The organism is Ornithinimicrobium sp. INDO-MA30-4, from assembly GCF_021535045.1.
In the GTDB taxonomy this organism is placed as follows: Bacteria; Actinomycetota; Actinomycetes; order Actinomycetales; family Dermatophilaceae; genus Ornithinicoccus.
Map to the genome: position 1 here is coordinate 174,204 of NZ_CP091056.1, position 14,689 is coordinate 188,892.

At 62.1% G+C, this 14,689-nt stretch carries 13 protein-coding genes, 3 tRNA genes and 4 pseudogenes; 12 read left to right on the top strand and 8 right to left on the bottom strand.

Translation table 11 applies throughout. The features are described 5' to 3' along the window. Positions 1-109 precede the first annotated feature (109 nt). The 5 genes and pseudogenes from L0A91_RS00960 to tdh form a co-directional block, all read right to left on the bottom strand. Entirely contained in the window at positions 110-1,537 is a 1,428-nt protein-coding gene (locus L0A91_RS00960) for a carbohydrate-binding domain-containing protein (RefSeq protein WP_235245470.1), read from the bottom strand. 47 nt (positions 1,538-1,584) lie between these two features. Continuing rightward, positions 1,585-2,355: a polyphosphate polymerase domain-containing protein gene (locus L0A91_RS00965; protein WP_235245471.1), complete on the bottom strand. Its 771-nt coding sequence runs from the start codon at positions 2,353-2,355 to the stop codon at positions 1,585-1,587. Then, positions 2,352-2,942 (bottom strand): DUF4956 domain-containing protein, encoded by a 591-nt coding sequence (locus tag L0A91_RS00970; RefSeq protein ID WP_235245472.1) that lies wholly within the window; start codon positions 2,940-2,942, stop codon positions 2,352-2,354. Before L0A91_RS00970 ends, L0A91_RS00965 begins: the two co-directional genes overlap by 4 nt. Positions 2,943-3,037: 95 nt before the next feature. Beyond that, positions 3,038-4,232 (bottom strand): annotated as a pseudogene (locus L0A91_RS00975) (glycine C-acetyltransferase). Between the two features lie 13 nt (positions 4,233-4,245). Continuing rightward, positions 4,246-5,297 (bottom strand): annotated as a pseudogene (tdh, locus tag L0A91_RS00980) (L-threonine 3-dehydrogenase); the annotation flags it as partial. Between the two features lie 91 nt (positions 5,298-5,388). On the opposite strand from tdh, the gene L0A91_RS00985 reads away from it, so the two are divergent. From L0A91_RS00985 to L0A91_RS00995, 3 genes and pseudogenes are all read left to right on the top strand, one after another. Next, positions 5,389-5,461, top strand: a tRNA-Lys gene (locus L0A91_RS00985). A gap of 210 nt (positions 5,462-5,671) precedes the next feature. Continuing rightward, positions 5,672-6,634, top strand: a pseudogene (locus L0A91_RS00990) (YihY/virulence factor BrkB family protein); the annotation flags it as partial. 68 nt (positions 6,635-6,702) lie between these two features. Then, positions 6,703-6,775, top strand: a tRNA-His gene (locus tag L0A91_RS00995). A 69-nt stretch (positions 6,776-6,844) separates the two neighbouring features. Here L0A91_RS00995 and orn read toward each other — a convergent pair. Continuing rightward, complete coding sequence (orn, locus tag L0A91_RS01000) at positions 6,845-7,429, bottom strand: oligoribonuclease (RefSeq protein ID WP_235246674.1); 585 nt, start codon at positions 7,427-7,429, stop codon at positions 6,845-6,847. Positions 7,430-7,575: 146 nt separating this feature from the next. On the opposite strand from orn, the gene L0A91_RS01005 reads away from it, so the two are divergent. After that, the gene (locus tag L0A91_RS01005) at positions 7,576-8,697 is read left to right on the top strand and encodes a PrsW family intramembrane metalloprotease (RefSeq protein ID WP_235245473.1); all 1,122 of its coding nucleotides are present in this window, start codon (positions 7,576-7,578) and stop codon (positions 8,695-8,697) included. A 15-nt stretch (positions 8,698-8,712) separates the two neighbouring features. Here L0A91_RS01005 and L0A91_RS01010 read toward each other — a convergent pair whose 3' ends face one another. Continuing rightward, complete coding sequence (locus L0A91_RS01010) at positions 8,713-8,961, bottom strand: hypothetical protein (RefSeq protein ID WP_235245474.1); 249 nt, start codon at positions 8,959-8,961, stop codon at positions 8,713-8,715. Between the two features lie 98 nt (positions 8,962-9,059). On the opposite strand from L0A91_RS01010, the gene L0A91_RS01015 reads away from it, so the two are divergent. Next, positions 9,060-9,221 (top strand): hypothetical protein, encoded by a 162-nt coding sequence (locus tag L0A91_RS01015; RefSeq protein ID WP_235245475.1) that lies wholly within the window; start codon positions 9,060-9,062, stop codon positions 9,219-9,221. On the opposite strand, the gene tyrA is transcribed toward L0A91_RS01015, so the two are convergent. Continuing rightward, positions 9,218-9,829, bottom strand: a complete 612-nt coding sequence (tyrA, locus tag L0A91_RS01020) for a chorismate mutase (RefSeq protein ID WP_235245476.1) — start codon at positions 9,827-9,829, stop codon at positions 9,218-9,220. The genes L0A91_RS01015 and tyrA overlap by 4 nt on opposite strands. 35 nt (positions 9,830-9,864) lie before the next feature. Between tyrA and L0A91_RS01025 the strand changes: the two genes are divergently transcribed. The 7 genes and pseudogenes from L0A91_RS01025 to L0A91_RS01050 all read left to right on the top strand — a co-directional run bounded on the left by L0A91_RS01025 (position 9,865) and on the right by L0A91_RS01050 (position 14,667). Then, a tRNA-Arg gene (locus L0A91_RS01025) sits at positions 9,865-9,937 on the top strand. Positions 9,938-10,093: 156 nt separating this feature from the next. Continuing rightward, the gene (locus tag L0A91_RS17955) at positions 10,094-10,261 is read left to right on the top strand and encodes an FTR1 family protein (RefSeq protein WP_311197915.1); all 168 of its coding nucleotides are present in this window, start codon (positions 10,094-10,096) and stop codon (positions 10,259-10,261) included. Beyond that, a complete protein-coding gene (gene efeU / locus L0A91_RS01030; RefSeq protein WP_311197916.1) occupies positions 10,233-10,961 on the top strand; it encodes an iron uptake transporter permease EfeU in 729 nt (242 codons plus the stop codon). The genes L0A91_RS17955 and efeU overlap by 29 nt, the downstream gene beginning before the upstream one ends. Positions 10,962-10,993: 32 nt before the next feature. Next, complete coding sequence (gene efeO, locus L0A91_RS01035; protein ID WP_235245477.1) at positions 10,994-12,163, top strand: iron uptake system protein EfeO; 1,170 nt, start codon at positions 10,994-10,996, stop codon at positions 12,161-12,163. Further along, a pseudogene (gene efeB, locus L0A91_RS01040) lies at positions 12,114-13,420 on the top strand (iron uptake transporter deferrochelatase/peroxidase subunit). The gene efeO and the pseudogene efeB overlap by 50 nt, the downstream one beginning before the upstream one ends. A 69-nt stretch (positions 13,421-13,489) precedes the next feature. Next, entirely contained in the window at positions 13,490-14,242 is a 753-nt protein-coding gene (locus L0A91_RS01045; protein WP_235245478.1) for a dynamin family protein, read from the top strand. Next, positions 14,167-14,667 (top strand): hypothetical protein, encoded by a 501-nt coding sequence (locus tag L0A91_RS01050; protein ID WP_235245479.1) that lies wholly within the window; start codon positions 14,167-14,169, stop codon positions 14,665-14,667. The genes L0A91_RS01045 and L0A91_RS01050 overlap by 76 nt, the downstream gene beginning before the upstream one ends. Positions 14,668-14,689: the final 22 nt, after the last annotated feature.

Below are 14,689 nucleotides of genomic sequence, written 5' to 3' on the forward strand. Positions count from 1 at the left end.
GGAGTCAAGGGCGCCCTGCCAGTTGGTGGTCGGGCCATAGACCGTGGTGGCGCCACCGCTGATCGACATGGTGCCGTTGGAGTCCAGCCGTCGCCATCGGAGTTCACGGTCAAGGTGCCTCCGCTGATGGTGATGGCAGCATCCTCGACAACATCAACCGGAGCGCCCCGGCATCCCCACCCTGGCCCCGGGCTGGCGGCATACCTCCAGCAGTTGCATCAGTGTCTGTGCCCTGTGCGGCGCCTGCAGGGCCACCATCGGCAGGCGCGCCACCCTCAGCCGCTGCAGTGTTTTGGGCTGAACTGTCCTCGGTGGCGCTGCCGACGGAGGCGTTGATGCCGTCATCCGTGCCGGTGAGGTCGACCTCGCCGCCCGCGATGGTCACATAGGCGCTCTCCATGGCCTCGTAGGAAGTGCTGATCACCACGTTGCCGCCAGTGACCAAGATGGCCTCATCCGCGTGCACCCCGTCATCGCCAGTTGCGCCGGTGGTGTCCCCGCCGGTGATCTGCACCTCGAGGTCGCTGTGAATCGCGTCGTCAGAGGCGTCAACCGTGACCGTTCCTGACTCGATCAGGGTGAGCGCCCCACTCTTGATGCCCTTGGTGGAGGCGTCTGCGATGGCCTCAGCGGAACCGCCGCCAGCGGTGATGTCCACCTCGGCGCCGTTGATGATGGCATCGGTGTAGGCCTGAACTCCATCGCCAGCCGCGGCGATCGAGACGCTGCCGCCTGAGAGTGCGATAAACCCGCGCTCGGCCTCTTCTTCGTTGTCAGCCTTGAGGCCATCGCCACCGGCAGTGATGCCGATGTTTCCACCCTGCACTACCAAGTAGTCCTTGCCGCGGATGCCGTCGTCGGCCGCGTTGATGGTGATGTCACCGTCCAAGATCACCAGGCCATCTGAGGAGTTGATGCCGTCGTTACCGTTGCCGTTGACGCTCAGAGAGCCGGTGCCAGCGATGGTTAGGTCAGCTGAGCTGTCGAGAGCCGCGCCCGCTTCGTCGTCCTCCGCATAGCTGGAGGTGTCGGTCAGGCTGTTGGGGCTGCCATCAGCGAGCACCACCGTGGCGTTGTCGGCCTCGGTGATCACCAGCGGCGAGGTGGTCGTGCTGGTCAGGTCAGCGTCCGCGAGGACCAAGCGCACCGTGCCCTCTTCGGTTGAGTTGACGTTGACTTGGCCGTCGGTAAGTTCTCCGCTGAGGCGGTAGGTGCCGGCCGCCGTGATCGTGACGGTGGATCCGTCGATCGTGATGCCGTCGTCGTTGCTTGTGGTGATGGTGTCGCCGTCCAAGGTGATGTCGATGACGTCGGCCTCGGTGTAGTCAAGGGCGTCGTCGATCTTGTGGAGTTCTTGGTTGGCTGCCAGCACTTCTTCAGCGGTCGTCGATCCAGAGGTGGCCGTCGCGGTTGCAGCTGCGCTTTCGCTGGTTGAGGCGGCATCGGTGGCTGATGCGCCGATCGAGCAGCCAGACAGAGCCAGGGTGGCGGTGAGGGCCGAGCTGGTCAGGAGGGCGGCGAGGCGGTTGGTCTTCATGATGGAGCCTTTCGAAGTTGGGCTATGAGGGAGAGGGAGGGGGCTGGTTAGAAGTCGCGCGTCAGCACGCGGTGCCACTTGTTGGCGGTCAGGTCTGGGTTGAGCGCGGCCATGCCTGTCGCGTATTTGGAGATTTGTGCTGGGCGGTGACCGTGGCTCCAGAGCAGCCGGTCAACTTCGCCGGCGCGTTGGCCCGACTTGGTCTCGACGATGGCCATTTCGGGACGGCGCATTTCGCGGCTCCCAGAGGTCCACACCAGGTTGGTGTCGATCGTGGCCCGGCTTTGGCTGCTCGGGATAAAGAGCGTCTTGCGGGTGTAATGAGTCGACATGACTGGCTTCATCGTGGCCGGGTCAACGTGGCGGATGCCCGCCTCGGCTAGGGCCTGATTGGCGTAGGCGATGCCCTCGGTGGTCAGGCGCTCGCGGTCTGCCACCGCATACGGGATGCGTTCTTTAACGGTCGCGCTGCGGCTGCCGCGAGTTTTGACCTCAAGGTAGGCATCCTGAGTGTCCAGGTAAGTGCGGGTGCGCACTTTGAAGCGGCGTCGGCGGCTGTGGGCCGCGCCTCGGTAGCTCGCCAGGTCGGGGGTGTCGAAGTAGACCGATTCGTAGCCGAAGTCCTGCTGGCCATTCATCGTCAGGACTGCAGCGTCGCTCTGGTCTGCCAGATCGTCGAGCAGGGTGGTCAGGGTGTCGAGCGTGAGGACGTACTTGCGGTCTACGCGGGTCAGGAGGCTGGCGCGAGCGACCAGGTCTTCCAAACTGATGGGGGTGAAGGATGCCATCGCGGACTCGGGGCGGGTGATTGTGGTCATCGGCGGGCCACCAAGGTGGTGGGCAGGCTCGCTGCAGGTGCGTTGCTCGTGACTTGGTAGCGCACCTCGACCAGCGTGGTGTCGTTGACCAGGTTGAGGTTCTTGACGCTGGCCTTGCGAATGTCGGCGTGCAGCATCTGCGCCAGGTGGGCTTCGAGAGCCTTTTCGTCAGTGATGGCGACGTCTAGTTGGATCAACTGTTGGCGATAGCTGCCGAAGAGCCGGGGGTGATCACCGGCAAAGAGAGCCAAGAGCACCAGGGCCATCAGCGAGGTGCCCAGGATTGTCGGCGTCGTGCTCAAGCCCGCGATGAGGCCCAGGGCCAGCGCGGCGAAGTAGTAGGCGACCTCGTGTTGGGCGATCTCGTCGCTGCGCAGTCGGATGATGGACAGCACTCCGAAGAGGCCCAGGCCCAGACCGGCGCCGATGTCGCTACTGCCCAGCATGGTGGCCACCGCCAGGACTCCGACGTTGACCCCGAGGAAGGCCACGACCAAGTCCCGCCGGCGGTGCCTGGGGAAGTACAGGCCGAACGTCAGGATGCTGACGGCGACTAGGTCGATGGCGATCAGATACGTAGTTCCCACGATGACTCCCGATTGGTGTTTGGTGCGTTGGAACTATCTAGCCAATCGGGGCTATGTGTTTCCTATGAATGGCCCAAGCCGCTCATAGGAAGATTTTAGGAGGTCATGACGGCATCCCGTGAGGCGATGAACGCGTCCACGCAGGCCTGCACATCTGCTTCGGTATGCGCGGCAGACAGTTGCACGCGGATGCGCGCCTGACCACGCGGGACCACGGGGAAGCTGAACGGAATCACGTAGACGCCGCGCTCCAACATGGCGTCGGCCACTGCGGTCGCGTGCCGAGCGCCGTCTTCACCCGGGAACATCACCGGCGCGATCGGGTGGCTGCCTTCCAACATGTCGAAGCCTGCTTCGCCCATCAGGCGGCGGAACATCTCCGTGTTGCGCTTCAGTTGCTCACGGGGCTCGGATGCCTCTCGGGCGATCTCGAGCGCCTTCAGCGAGCCAGCGACCACCGAAGGGCCACAGCGTTGGAGAAGAGGTAGGGACGGGCACGCTGACGCAACAGGTCCACGATCTCGGCGTGCGCAGCCACATAGCCACCGCTGGCGCCACCGAGGGCCTTGCCAAGGGTGCCGGTGACGATGTCGACGCGGTCAATGACGCCGCAGTGCTCGTGGGTGCCGCGTCCGTTGTCGCCAACAAATCCAACGGCGTGGAGTCATCGACCAAGACCATCGCGCCGAACTCGTCGGCCAAGTCGCAGATCTCTTCGAGCGGGGCGTAGTAGCCATCCATCGAGAAGACCCCGTCGGTGACGATCACCTTGCGGCGGGCACCGGCATCATCGGCTGCTTCAGGTTGCTTGCGCAGATCAGCCATATCGCGGTTGGCGTAGCGGAAGCGCTTGGCCTTAGACAGTCGGATGCCGTCGATGATGGAGGCGTGGTTGAGCGCATCGCTGATGATTGCGTCCTCTGCGCTGAAGAGCACCTCAAAGACTCCGCCGTTGGCGTCAAAACAGCTGGAGAACAGGATGGCTTCTTCGGTGCCGCTGAAGTCGGCCAAGGCCCGTTCTAACTCGCGGTGTTGGGTCTGGGTGCCGCAGATAAACCGGACTGAGGCCATACCAAAGCCCCATTCTTTGACTGCGTCTTGGGCGACTTTGACGACCTCGGGGTGGTCGGCCAAACCGAGGTAGTTGTTGGCGCAGAAGTTCAACGCGTCAGCGGTGGTGGTGCCGACATGCGCGGACTGTGGGGTGGTGAGCTCGCGCTCCACCTTGTAGAGACCGGCGTCCTTGATCGAGGTCAACTCGGTGTTGAGGTCGTCCTTGAAGGCATACATGAGGGGCTCCTTGGCTCCAGTCCAGAATGACTTTGCCGCACTCGCCAGAGCGGGCAGTGGCGAATGCTTCTTGCCATTGGTCGGCGGGGAATCGGTGGGTGATCACGGCGCGGATGCGTTCGCGCAGCTCTGGGGAGGTCTGCATCATGAACGTCATCCGATACCACGTGTCATACATTTCGCGGCCATAGATGCCCTTAATCGTCAGCATGTGTGTGATGACCGGGCCCCAGTCGATGGCGAACGGCTCCTTGGGCAGGCCAAGCATCGCGATCTTGGCGCCGTGCGTGCAGTTGTCGATGAGCTCGGTCATCGCGGCCGGGTTGCCGGACATTTCGAGGGCCACGTCGAAGCCCTCGGCCATGCCCAAGTCCTCTTGCACGTCCGCGATGCGCTCGCGGGAGACGTTGACGACCCGGTCAGCACCGGCCGCTGTCGCCAGGCTGAGGCGATAGTCGGACACATCGGTGGCCACGATGTAACGGGCGCCGATGTGACGAGCGATTGCGACGGCCATCACGCCAATCGGGCCCGCGCCGGTGATCAGCACATCGTCGCCAGCCATCGGAAAGCTGAGGGCCGTGTGCACGGCGTTGCCGAGCGGGTCGAAGACCGCGCCCAACTCTGGGTCAATGTCGTCGGGCTGGGTCCAGACGTTGGTATGCGGGACGCACACGTAATCGGCAAACGCACCATCGCGATTCACGCCAAGATTCGAGGTTTGAACGCACATGTGTTGACGGCCGGCCCGACAGTTGCGACATACGCCACAAATCACGTGGCCCTCGGCAGAGACCCGCTGGCCGACGGCAAAGTCATACTTGCCCTCGCCGAAGGGGACACCATCGCCGAGTTCGACGATCTCGCCGTAGAACTCATGGCCAATGGTCAACGGCGGTTTCAACATGGACGCTGTCCACGCATCCCAACCTTCAATGTGCAGGTCAGTGCCACACAGGCCGGCCCGCAGAACGCGGATCTTCACTTCGCCAGGCCCGGGGTGGGTTCGGGGACATCAATCAATTCAAGACCGGCTTGCGCCGCTGTCTTTACGAGGGCTCGCATGCTCGACATCCTCTCTCATTTGCTCGCCTCGGGCACGGTTGGGCGCTCGTTTTTGCGCAGCCCTCGGCGGGTGCTAATGTCTTCCTCTGTTGCGCCAATAGCTCAATTGGCAGAGCAGCTGACTCTTAATCAGCGGGTTCGGGGTTCGAGTCCCTGTTGGCGCACTCATTGAAAAGGCCTGGTCCCTTTGAGGATTGGGCCTTTTCTCATTTCAGCATCGTTCAAATGTCGCAGTGTCGGGGTGCCGGGTCTTCGACCAGCGCCGTTGTGCGGCACACTGGGCCAGTGACTTCGCGGACCAAAGAGCAACGACCAGAGACAGCCAAGCCGAACCTGCTGAACTCGTTTAAGCGAGCAGTGCAAACTTTGTCGCCCACGGCGGGACAGATCTATCGGCGTCGCTGACCTACTACGCAACGCTGTCGCTGTTCCCAGCGATTCTGGCGTTCACCTCGCTGCTCGGCATCTTCGGCAACGGCCGTGAGACCACCCAAGCTCTGCTTGATGTGGCTAAAGAGATGGGAGCAACCGACAGTGTCCTTGGGCCGGTTGAGACCTTCGTGTCCAACCTTCAAGAGACTCCGGGAGCGGGCCTGGCCTTCGCCATTGGTCTGCTCGGTGCGTTGTATTCGGCCTCTAACTTTGTCAACGGCTTCTCTCGGACGATGAACCGGGTCTACGACGTCAAGGAAGGCCGGCCGATTTGGAAACTACGCCCGTGGACCTTCCTGCTGACGTTGATCTTGATGTTCGTCGTGATCTTGATTGCTGGCGCGCTGGTGCTGAGTGGTTCGCTCGCTGAAGCGATTGGCTCGGTCGTGGGCCTGGGCGACAGTGCCGTGCAGATTTGGGGTCTGGCCAAGTGGCCCGTCGTCGTCCTGCTGGTGATGGTCTTGGTGGCTTTGCTCTATTGGGGCACACCAAACGTGCGACCCAAGTTTCGCATCGTCAGCATAGGCTCGGCCTTCGCCATCATCGTCTGGGCTATCGCGACCTTGGGCTTCGGTGCCTACGTCTCCAGCGACTTCGCCTCGTACGGCGGCACCTACAGAGCCTTCGCTGGCGCCATCGTGCTATTGCTCTGGTTGTGGATCACCAACATCGTGCTGATCTTGGGCGCCGAACTCGACGTCGAGTTGGAGCGCAGCCGCGAGTTGCAGGCGGGTGTTGCCGCTGAAGAACGCGTGCAGTTGCCACTGCGGGACGCGAGTGGCGTGGAAAGAAGGAAGCCAAGGAGGCTGCGCAGGTCCGCGAAATGCGCAAAATCCGGATCAACGCGGCCGCTGAACGCAGGAGTGGCAAGAGCGACTAGCAGTGCCGAGCGGCCTGGTTTTTAGTCGGGCCACAAAAGTTGTACGATGATCCGCGTTGCCTCGGAGATCTTTTCAAGATTCTGAGCATCATGGTGGGCGTAGCTCAGTTGGTAGAGCGCCGCCTTGTGGTGGCGGATGTCGCGGGTTCAAGTCCCGTCGTTCACCCAAAGAAAAAACCCCGTCCGGCTCAAGCCAGGCGGGGTTTTCTCATACGAAGAATCGGGGCGCGGCGGTCTAGCAGTCCGTGATCTTGGCTGAAATTTCGCGCAAGGCTGCAGTCTCTAGCCCGGGCTGCTCCTGGAAGACAGCCTCGCGGTAATAGCGAAGTTCGTTGATGCTGTCTTGGATGTCACCCAAGGCGCGGTGCCCACCGGTCTTGTTGGGCGAGGAGAAGTACGCGCGGGGGAACCAACGGCGCGACAGTTCCTTGATTGAGGACACGTCGACGATCCGATAGTGCAAGTGGCGCTCTAGCTCGGGCATGTCACGGGCGAGGAACACCCGGTCCGTGCTGACGGTGTTGCCTGCCAGGGGAGCCTTGCCGCCTTCAGGTGCCCATTCCTTGATGTAGGCCAATACCTGGGCTTGAGCGTCTTCCAGCGTGGTGCCCTGCTCCAGGACGTCGAGCAAACCGCTCTCCACGTGCATGGCGCGGACAAAGTCAGTCATCTGCTCCAGCGCCTCCTCGGGAGGGCGGATCACCAGGTCCACACCATCACCCAGGATGTTGAGGTCTGAATCGGTGACGAGCGCGGCCACCTCGATCAGCGCGTCGTTGATGGTGTCGAGGCCGGTCATTTCACAGTCAATCCAGACCATGCAGTCCTGGGCCCCGCGTACAGATGCTTGAGAAGTCACCGCAACAGACTACTGGCCTGTTCAACGGCTGGGAATCGTTAGGGTGGCTCCATGTCGATTTGGGTTGCGCAGTGAGTCAGGCTGTGGCTTCGCCCGTGGAGCCAAACGTGACCGGACGCCCGGGGCTGCGCCACATCATGGTGCTGGCTGTCCTCGTCACCGCTTTTGCGATGTCTGCATTCCTCCTCTCGTGGTCGTTCACCGTGAGCATCGGTATCCAGGGCACTCTGCTTGGCCTGGTGATTTCTACTGTGGCCATCGGCATCGTCCTGCCGGTCTTTCTCTGGGTTGACCGCCTCGAAGCGGAGCCAGCAAGGATTATGTGGTTTGCCTTTCTTTGGGGTGCCCTGATTTCAACGGCTGGCAGCCTCGTGGTCGGTGGCGCCGTGCGAAACATGCTGTTGAACATGGGCGTGGAACCTGACTACTTCTTGCTGGTCTTTGAGGCCCCACTTGTTGAGGAGTTCTTCAAAGGTCTTGGTCTGCTGCTGATCTTCATTTTTGCCAAGCGTGAGTTCAACGGTGTGGTTGACGGCATTGCGTATGCCGGGGTGATTGCGATCGGCTTTGCCTACGTCGAGGACATCCTCTATCTGGGTAGTAACTACCAACAGTTGGGTCAGGCTGGCCTCGTCGGGACCTTCGTGGTTCGCTGCCTTGCCACTCCATTTGCCCACCCAATGTTCACCGTCTGCCTAGGGATCGCTTTTGGCCTCTTGGCTCATCGGCGCCGCAGGATCTACTTCCCCGTCCCGATCCTTGGGTATGCGGCTGCGGTCACCATTCACAGTGTCTGGAACGCCAGTGCTGCCTTAGACATCTGGTTTGTCCTCTACTTGGTCATCCAGGTCCCGCTGTTCTTGGGCTTCTTGGCTGTTGTCATCTTCGCCCGCTCCCTTGAGTCGCGGACGATGCGAGAGCGGCTGACCGAATACGGGATGAACGGGTGGTTTACCCCGTCCGAGGTCTCCATGTTGATTTCGCCGAACCAACGACGTCAGGCACGGATTTGGGCCAAAAAACAGTACGGGCAGGCCGGGGCGCGCGCTATGCGGGCCTTCCAAGACGAATCCGCAGAGTTGGCGATAGCCGCTGAACACCTGCATCGGGGCGACCGAGACCCACACTGGCGCGAACGTGAACGGGTGCTGCTGCGCTCGCTGGTGGCTCACCGCAAGGCCTTCGTGCAGGGCGCCAATAGCGCCGCGACTGCTGCTCCCGCCCTCTGAAGCCAGCGCGTCGAGTCAGCGGGTGGAGTCGGCGTGGGCCAGGAGCGAGCGTGACTCATCAAGGAAGCGCCCGGCATACGAGCCGAACCATTCGCCAATCTCGCTGAATCGCTCAATAAACGCCTCGGACTCTCCAGCCTTGAGCAGGGCGATGGCCTCGCCGAAGCGTTGGTGGTAGCGCTCGATGAGCTCCAAGTTGTCGGTGGAGGCCGTGATGATGTCGAAGTACAACTCAGGGCTCTGCGCAAAGAGACGCCCCACCATGATGAGCTCCAGGCGGTAAATGGGGAGGAAAGGGCTAGCAATTCGCTGAGGCTGCGGTCCTCGGAGGCCAGGTGTGAGCCATAGGCGAAGGTTGAGAAGTGGCGCAGCGCCTGGATCAGGCCCATCTCGGCGTCGTGGTCCTTGGCGCTGACCTCGTGCACCCGAGCACCCCAAAGGCGAATCTGCTCGAGCAGCCATTGACTGGACTCGGGGTTGCGGCCGACGCTGGCAGCCACAACCTGCTTGGCAAACGACTCTAGGTCGGGGCCAAACATCGGGTGCAAACCCAGGACCGGGCCGGGGTGAGCTTCCAGCATGGCGGCGACTGGGCCAGCCTTCGTGGAGGTGAGGTCAGCCAATAGACAGTCGGCCGGCAGCGGGGAAGCGCCTTGATGATGTCTGCGGTTTGGTGGATCGGCACGCTCACCAGCACCAGCCCGGCGCCCTCAACGATGTCTGCGGCACGGTCCCAGTCATCGCGGTCCAAGATGCGCACGACATAGCCAGACAGCGTCAGCATCCGGCCAAACATTGCGCCCATCCGACCGGCGCCACCAACGATGACAACCGGGCCCAAATCGGGGGCCTGTTGGGTGAAGCCCATGTTCTTTTCGTGGACGTAGGCCTCCCGCATGCAGCGGCGCAGCACGTCTTCGATCAGGTCGGGTGGGATGCCCTTGGCTGTGGCCTGGGCACGGCGCGCGTTGATCATGGCCTGTTCGCGATCGGGCGCATAGATCGGCAGGCCATGTTTCCCCTTGACTTCGCCAACTTGGCTCACGAGTTCGAGGCGTCGACCCAACAGGTCAAGCATCGCCTGATCCACTTCGTCGATCTCCGAGCGCAACTGTGCCAATGGGTCTTCCATGACGCCGATGGTAGTCGGGCTTAGACTCTTTCTCGGCCCCCGTAGCTCAATGGATAGAGCAACGGCCTTCTAATCCGTAGGTTGCAGGTTCGAGTCCTGCCGGGGGCACTCGCGAGTTGTCGCTGCCGCAGCCGGGACAGGTCATGGGCAGGCAGAAGCGGCGGATCGCGGGGGCTATTTGGATTAACGCAAGCCTCGTGTACCTTTAAAGCGTCCGGGCAAGGACAGCCTAACCTTGCCATCGCCGAGTTGAAGGTGCTTCTGGTGCTCGCGAACTACCTGATTGGCCTCCGTGAAGGCCTCGAAGCGGCTCTTGTCGTTTCGATCCTGGTGGCTTACTTGGTCAAATCTGACCGGAGGCACCTGCTGCCGTCGGTGACGGCCGGCGTTAGCCTGGCCGTCGTTGTCTCTTTGCTTTTGGCGCGATCCTGACGTTTGGACCAAGGGTTTAACCTTCACCGCCCAAGAAGCCATTGGCGGCTCGCTGTCCATCGTTGCCGTGGTCTTCGTCACCTGGATGATCTTTTGGATGGCCAAATCCGCTCGCACGATGAGCACCACCTTGCGGGACTCTGTCGACCACGCGGCAACATCGGGCCACGGCGCGGTTGTCTTAGTTGCCGCACTTGCCGTTGGTCGCGAAGGCCTCGAAACAGCGCTCTTTATCTGGGCTGCCTCGCGGGCCGCAGCTGGGACTGCCGATGGCTCAACCGCGGCCCCGCTGATCGCCGCGCTGCTGGGCATCCTCACCGCGGTGGTCATGGGCTACCTCTTTTACCGCGGCGCCATTCGCATTGACCTGCGCAAGTTTTTCCGGGTCAGCGGTGTTTTGTTGGTTTTCGTTGCTGCTGGTGTGCTGGCCTACGCGGTGCACGACCTACAAGAAGCAGGCATCCTGCCGGGCCTGCACAACTTGGCTTTCGACGTCTCCGACACGCTGGCTCCGACCTCGATCACGGCGACTTTACTCAAGGGCATCTTCAACATTGCCCCAGCCATGACGGTGCTTGAAGTTATCGCCTACTTCGCATACCTGATCCCAGTGCTGGTGCTTTTCCTGAAACGAACGCGCTTGCCGTCTGCGCCTGCGACGACAGCCACCGCACCACAGCGCGACACCGTCGCAGTCTGAATAACCTTCATCCTCATCTTGAAAGGCCCGCGATGAAACGCGTCCTCTTTGCTAGCTCAGCGATCCTCGCGCTGACGCTGACAGCGTGCACGGATAACTCCGAAACCACGAGTGATGGTGCTTCGACCGGCGACTCTGGCGCGATCGCCGTCTCAGCCACCGACGATGCCTGCGAACTCTCAGCCGCCGAGACGGGCTCGGGGACGCTGACCTTCAACGTCACCAACGACGGCTCACAGGTCACTGAGTTCTATCTGCTCGGGGAAGACCAACTGCGCATCATCGGTGAAGTCGAAAACATCGGGCCGGGCTTGTCGCGTGACCTCGTCGTGCAGGCTCCCGCCGGTGACTACTTCACGGCCTGCAAGCCGGGCATGGTGGGCGACGGCATCCAGGCTGCGTTCACCGTGACCGACTCCGGTGCAGAGATGGCGGCCAGCGGAGACTCCGCCGAATTGGTGGCCCAAGCTGACGAGCAGTACGGCGCCTACGTTCGCGATCAGACAGAACAGTTGCTCGCCGACACCGAAGAGTTCACTGCTTTGTACGTTGCTGGTGACGATGACGCGGCGCGCGAGCTTTACCCGGAAGCGCGCCTGCACTGGGAGCGCATCGAAACGGTTGCCGAGTCCTTCGGTGACCCTAGACCCTCCATGGACCTGCGCGAAGCAGACCTTGAGCCGGGCCAAGAGTGGACCGGCTGGCACGCTATCGAGAAGGACCTGTGGCCACCGGAGGACGGTGACTACGAGGCGCTTGACCAGGCTGGTCGTGAGGCGCTCGCGGAAAAGCTGAACTCGGACACCCAAGAGCTGTACGACCGCACGCGTGACATGACCTTCACCGCAGACCAGATCGGCAACGGGGCAAAGGGCCTGTTGGACGAGGTCGCGACCGGCAAGGTCACCGGGGAGGAAGAGATCTGGTCGCACACCGACCTGTGGGACTTCCAGGCCAACGTTGATGGCGCACGTGTTGCATGGCAGGGCCTGAGCCCCATCTTGGAGACCAAGGACCCAGCACTGGACGCCGAGGTCGCTGAGCGCTTCGACGAGTTGCAGGCACTCTTGGACCAGCACCGCGACGGTGAAGGGTTCGTGCTCTACACCGAGCTCTCCACGGAAGAGGTCAAGGAGCTTTCCGACGCCGTGAATGCACTCTCTGAGCCGCTATCCCAGGTCACGGCGGCTGTCCTGCAGTGACAAAGGGGTTAGCAGGAGAGGTTTAGTTGGTGCCCTCGGCGTCGGCGCAGCAGGCGTCGGCGTTGGGGTCGCCAGCGGGTATGCGGTGGGCCAGTCCGACGATGACCAGGCCGTTGGCGCTGGATCCGGTGCCGATCAGTATGACTTTATGGCCAGCACCAAGCCGGCATCACGACCCCCGCCCAAGACCGGATGCACTTTGCCGCATTTGATGTCGCCACGAGCGACCGCGACGCTCTGATCGAGTTGCTTCAAGAGTGGACTCAGGCGGCCGCGGCGATGACAGCAGGGGAGAGCGTCGGCGGACCGTTGCCTTATGAGGCTCCACCCGCCGACACCGGCGAAGCCATCGGGCTGCCCGCCTCTGGGCTCACGCTGACCTTTGGGTTTGGCCCGTCTCTCTTTGTTGATGAGTCTGGCGAGGATCGGTTTGGCCTGGCCGAGCGGCAGCCTGCTGTGCTCAACAGGTTGCCGCACTTCCCGGCCGATGCTCTGCAGGAGAACCGCAGCGACGGTGACCTCTGCATACAGGCGTGTGCAGATGATCCCAAGTGGCAGTGCACGCAATCCGCAACTTATCCGCATCGCTTTTGGTCGTGCTTCGTTGAGGTGGTCACAACTCGGTTTTGGCCGCACCTCGTCGACGTCGACGGCTCAGACCACGCCGCGAAACCTGTTTGGCTTCAAGGACGGCACCGCCAACATCAAATCTGAAGAGACAGATGTGGTGAACGAGAGCGTGTGGGTTGCCGCCGGTGATGACGCTGAGGCTGAGTGGATGGTGGACGGCAGCTATCTCGTGGCCCGGCGCATCTCTATGTCCATCGAAACATGGGACCGGACCTCGCTGGCCGAGCAGGAGCTCATCACTGGCCGTGACCGCAATGAAGGCGCGCCCTTTCTGGCGGCACTGAGTTCACTGAGCCAGACTTCGAGGCCAAGGGCGGCGACGGTGAATTTCTGATGGCTACCAATTCGCATGTGCGACTAGCGCATCCGAGTCAGAACGATGGCGTTCAAATGTTGCGTCGGGGTTATAACTTCACGGATGGCAGCAACGAATTGGGCCGGTTAGACGCAGGGCTATTCTTTGTCGCCTTTGTCCGAGACCCAGAAGTTCAGTACATCCCGATGCAAACGCGCATGTCAGCCCAAGACGGTCTGATGGAGTACCTGCAACACACCGGATCGGCTCTCTTTGCGGTCCCACCGGGTGCCGCCCAAGACGAATGGGTTGGTCAGGGCCTCTTTGCCTAGTCAGAGTGGTTGCCCTCACGACGGCGGTTCGCTTTGGATACCGGGCGCGGACAGGGCACGCTTAGCCCTGTGACGGAGATTGAGACCAATTCTGAGCTGCTGCCTGCGGTCGAGCGACTGCGGGTAGCGATGGGGGCTGTCCGTCTCCCGCTTGACCTGCCAGAAGTGGACCAAGCCCGGCAATCCCGGTCGGCGCTGCTGCAGCAGTTTGACGACTATGTTTTGCCCAGGCTGCGTTCGCTCGACGCGCCGCTGCTCTGCGTCGTTGGCGGGTCTACCGGAGCCGGCAAATCGACACTGGTCAACAGCGTCATTGGCGAGGTCGTCACTCGCACCGGCGTGCTGCGGCCGACGACCCGCGCGTCTGTGCTGGTGCACCACCCCGACGACGTCGCGTGGTTCACCGACGCGCGGATCCTGCCTGAGCTTGCCCGGGCCACCGGTGACGCGATTGATGTCGACGATCCCAATTCGGTGCGATTGGTCGAATCAGAGACATTGCCGGCGGGCTTGGCATTACTCGATGCCCCCGATATTGATTCAGTCGTCCAAACTAATCGCAGTCTTTCTCGGCAATTGTTGTCGGCCGCCGATCTTTGGCTCTTTGTCACGACCGCTGCTCGGTATGCGGACGCGGTGCCGTGGGACTTGTTGAGGCAAGCCTCGAGCGTGGCACGGCAGTGGCCGTTGTTCTTGACCGCGTGCCGCCGGAGGCGATGGAGGAGGTGCGACTGCACCTGTCTCAGATGTTGCGTGAGCAAGGCTTGGACAAATCGCCGATCTTCACGATCCCCGAGGTCGACCTCGACGCCGACAAGATGATCGCCGCCAAGCACACGGCGCGGTTAACGGGCTGGCTGCATTCGCTAGCAGGTGACTCGCGAGCCCGATCGGTGGTGATCCGCCGGACCCTAGCCGGAGCGCTGGCCTCCCTCTCAGACCGCACGGCGGATGTCACTGCCGCTGCCGACCGCCAGGTTGAGGCCCAAGAGCACCTTCACTCGTTGGCCCGTTCTGCCTACCAAGACGCGCAGAAGGGGATTGAGGCTGGCGTTGCCGATGGCTCGCTGCTGCGCGGTGAAGTCTTGGCCCGGTGGCAAGAGTTGGTCGGCACCGGTGAGTTTTTGCGCCAGATCGAGGTCGGCATTGCACGGGTTCGTGATCGCCTGACCTCCTTCATTACTGGCAAGCAGATCAGCGCTGAGCCACTGGGGGAGGCGCTTCAAGTGGTGTGGCCGCCCTGGTGACCTCGCATACTCAGGTCGCGAG

Excerpts from the sequence above, each read along its gene's own strand:
- L0A91_RS00960 (WP_235245470.1), bottom strand. The coding sequence starts at position 1,537 with ATGAAGACCAACCGCCTCGCCGCCCTCCTGACCAGCTCGGCCCTCACC.
- L0A91_RS00965 (WP_235245471.1), bottom strand. The coding sequence starts at position 2,355 with ATGACCACAATCACCCGCCCCGAGTCCGCGATGGCATCCTTCACCCCC.
- orn (WP_235246674.1), bottom strand. The coding sequence starts at position 7,429 with ATGGTCTGGATTGACTGTGAAATGACCGGCCTCGACACCATCAACGAC.
- L0A91_RS01010 (WP_235245474.1), bottom strand. The coding sequence starts at position 8,961 with ATGGTGGGGCGTCTCTTTGCGCAGAGCCCTGAGTTGTACTTCGACATC.
- tyrA (WP_235245476.1), bottom strand. The coding sequence starts at position 9,829 with ATGGAAGACCCATTGGCACAGTTGCGCTCGGAGATCGACGAAGTGGAT.
- efeO (WP_235245477.1), top strand. The coding sequence starts at position 10,994 with ATGAAACGCGTCCTCTTTGCTAGCTCAGCGATCCTCGCGCTGACGCTG.
- L0A91_RS01050 (WP_235245479.1), top strand. The coding sequence starts at position 14,167 with ATGTTGCGTGAGCAAGGCTTGGACAAATCGCCGATCTTCACGATCCCC.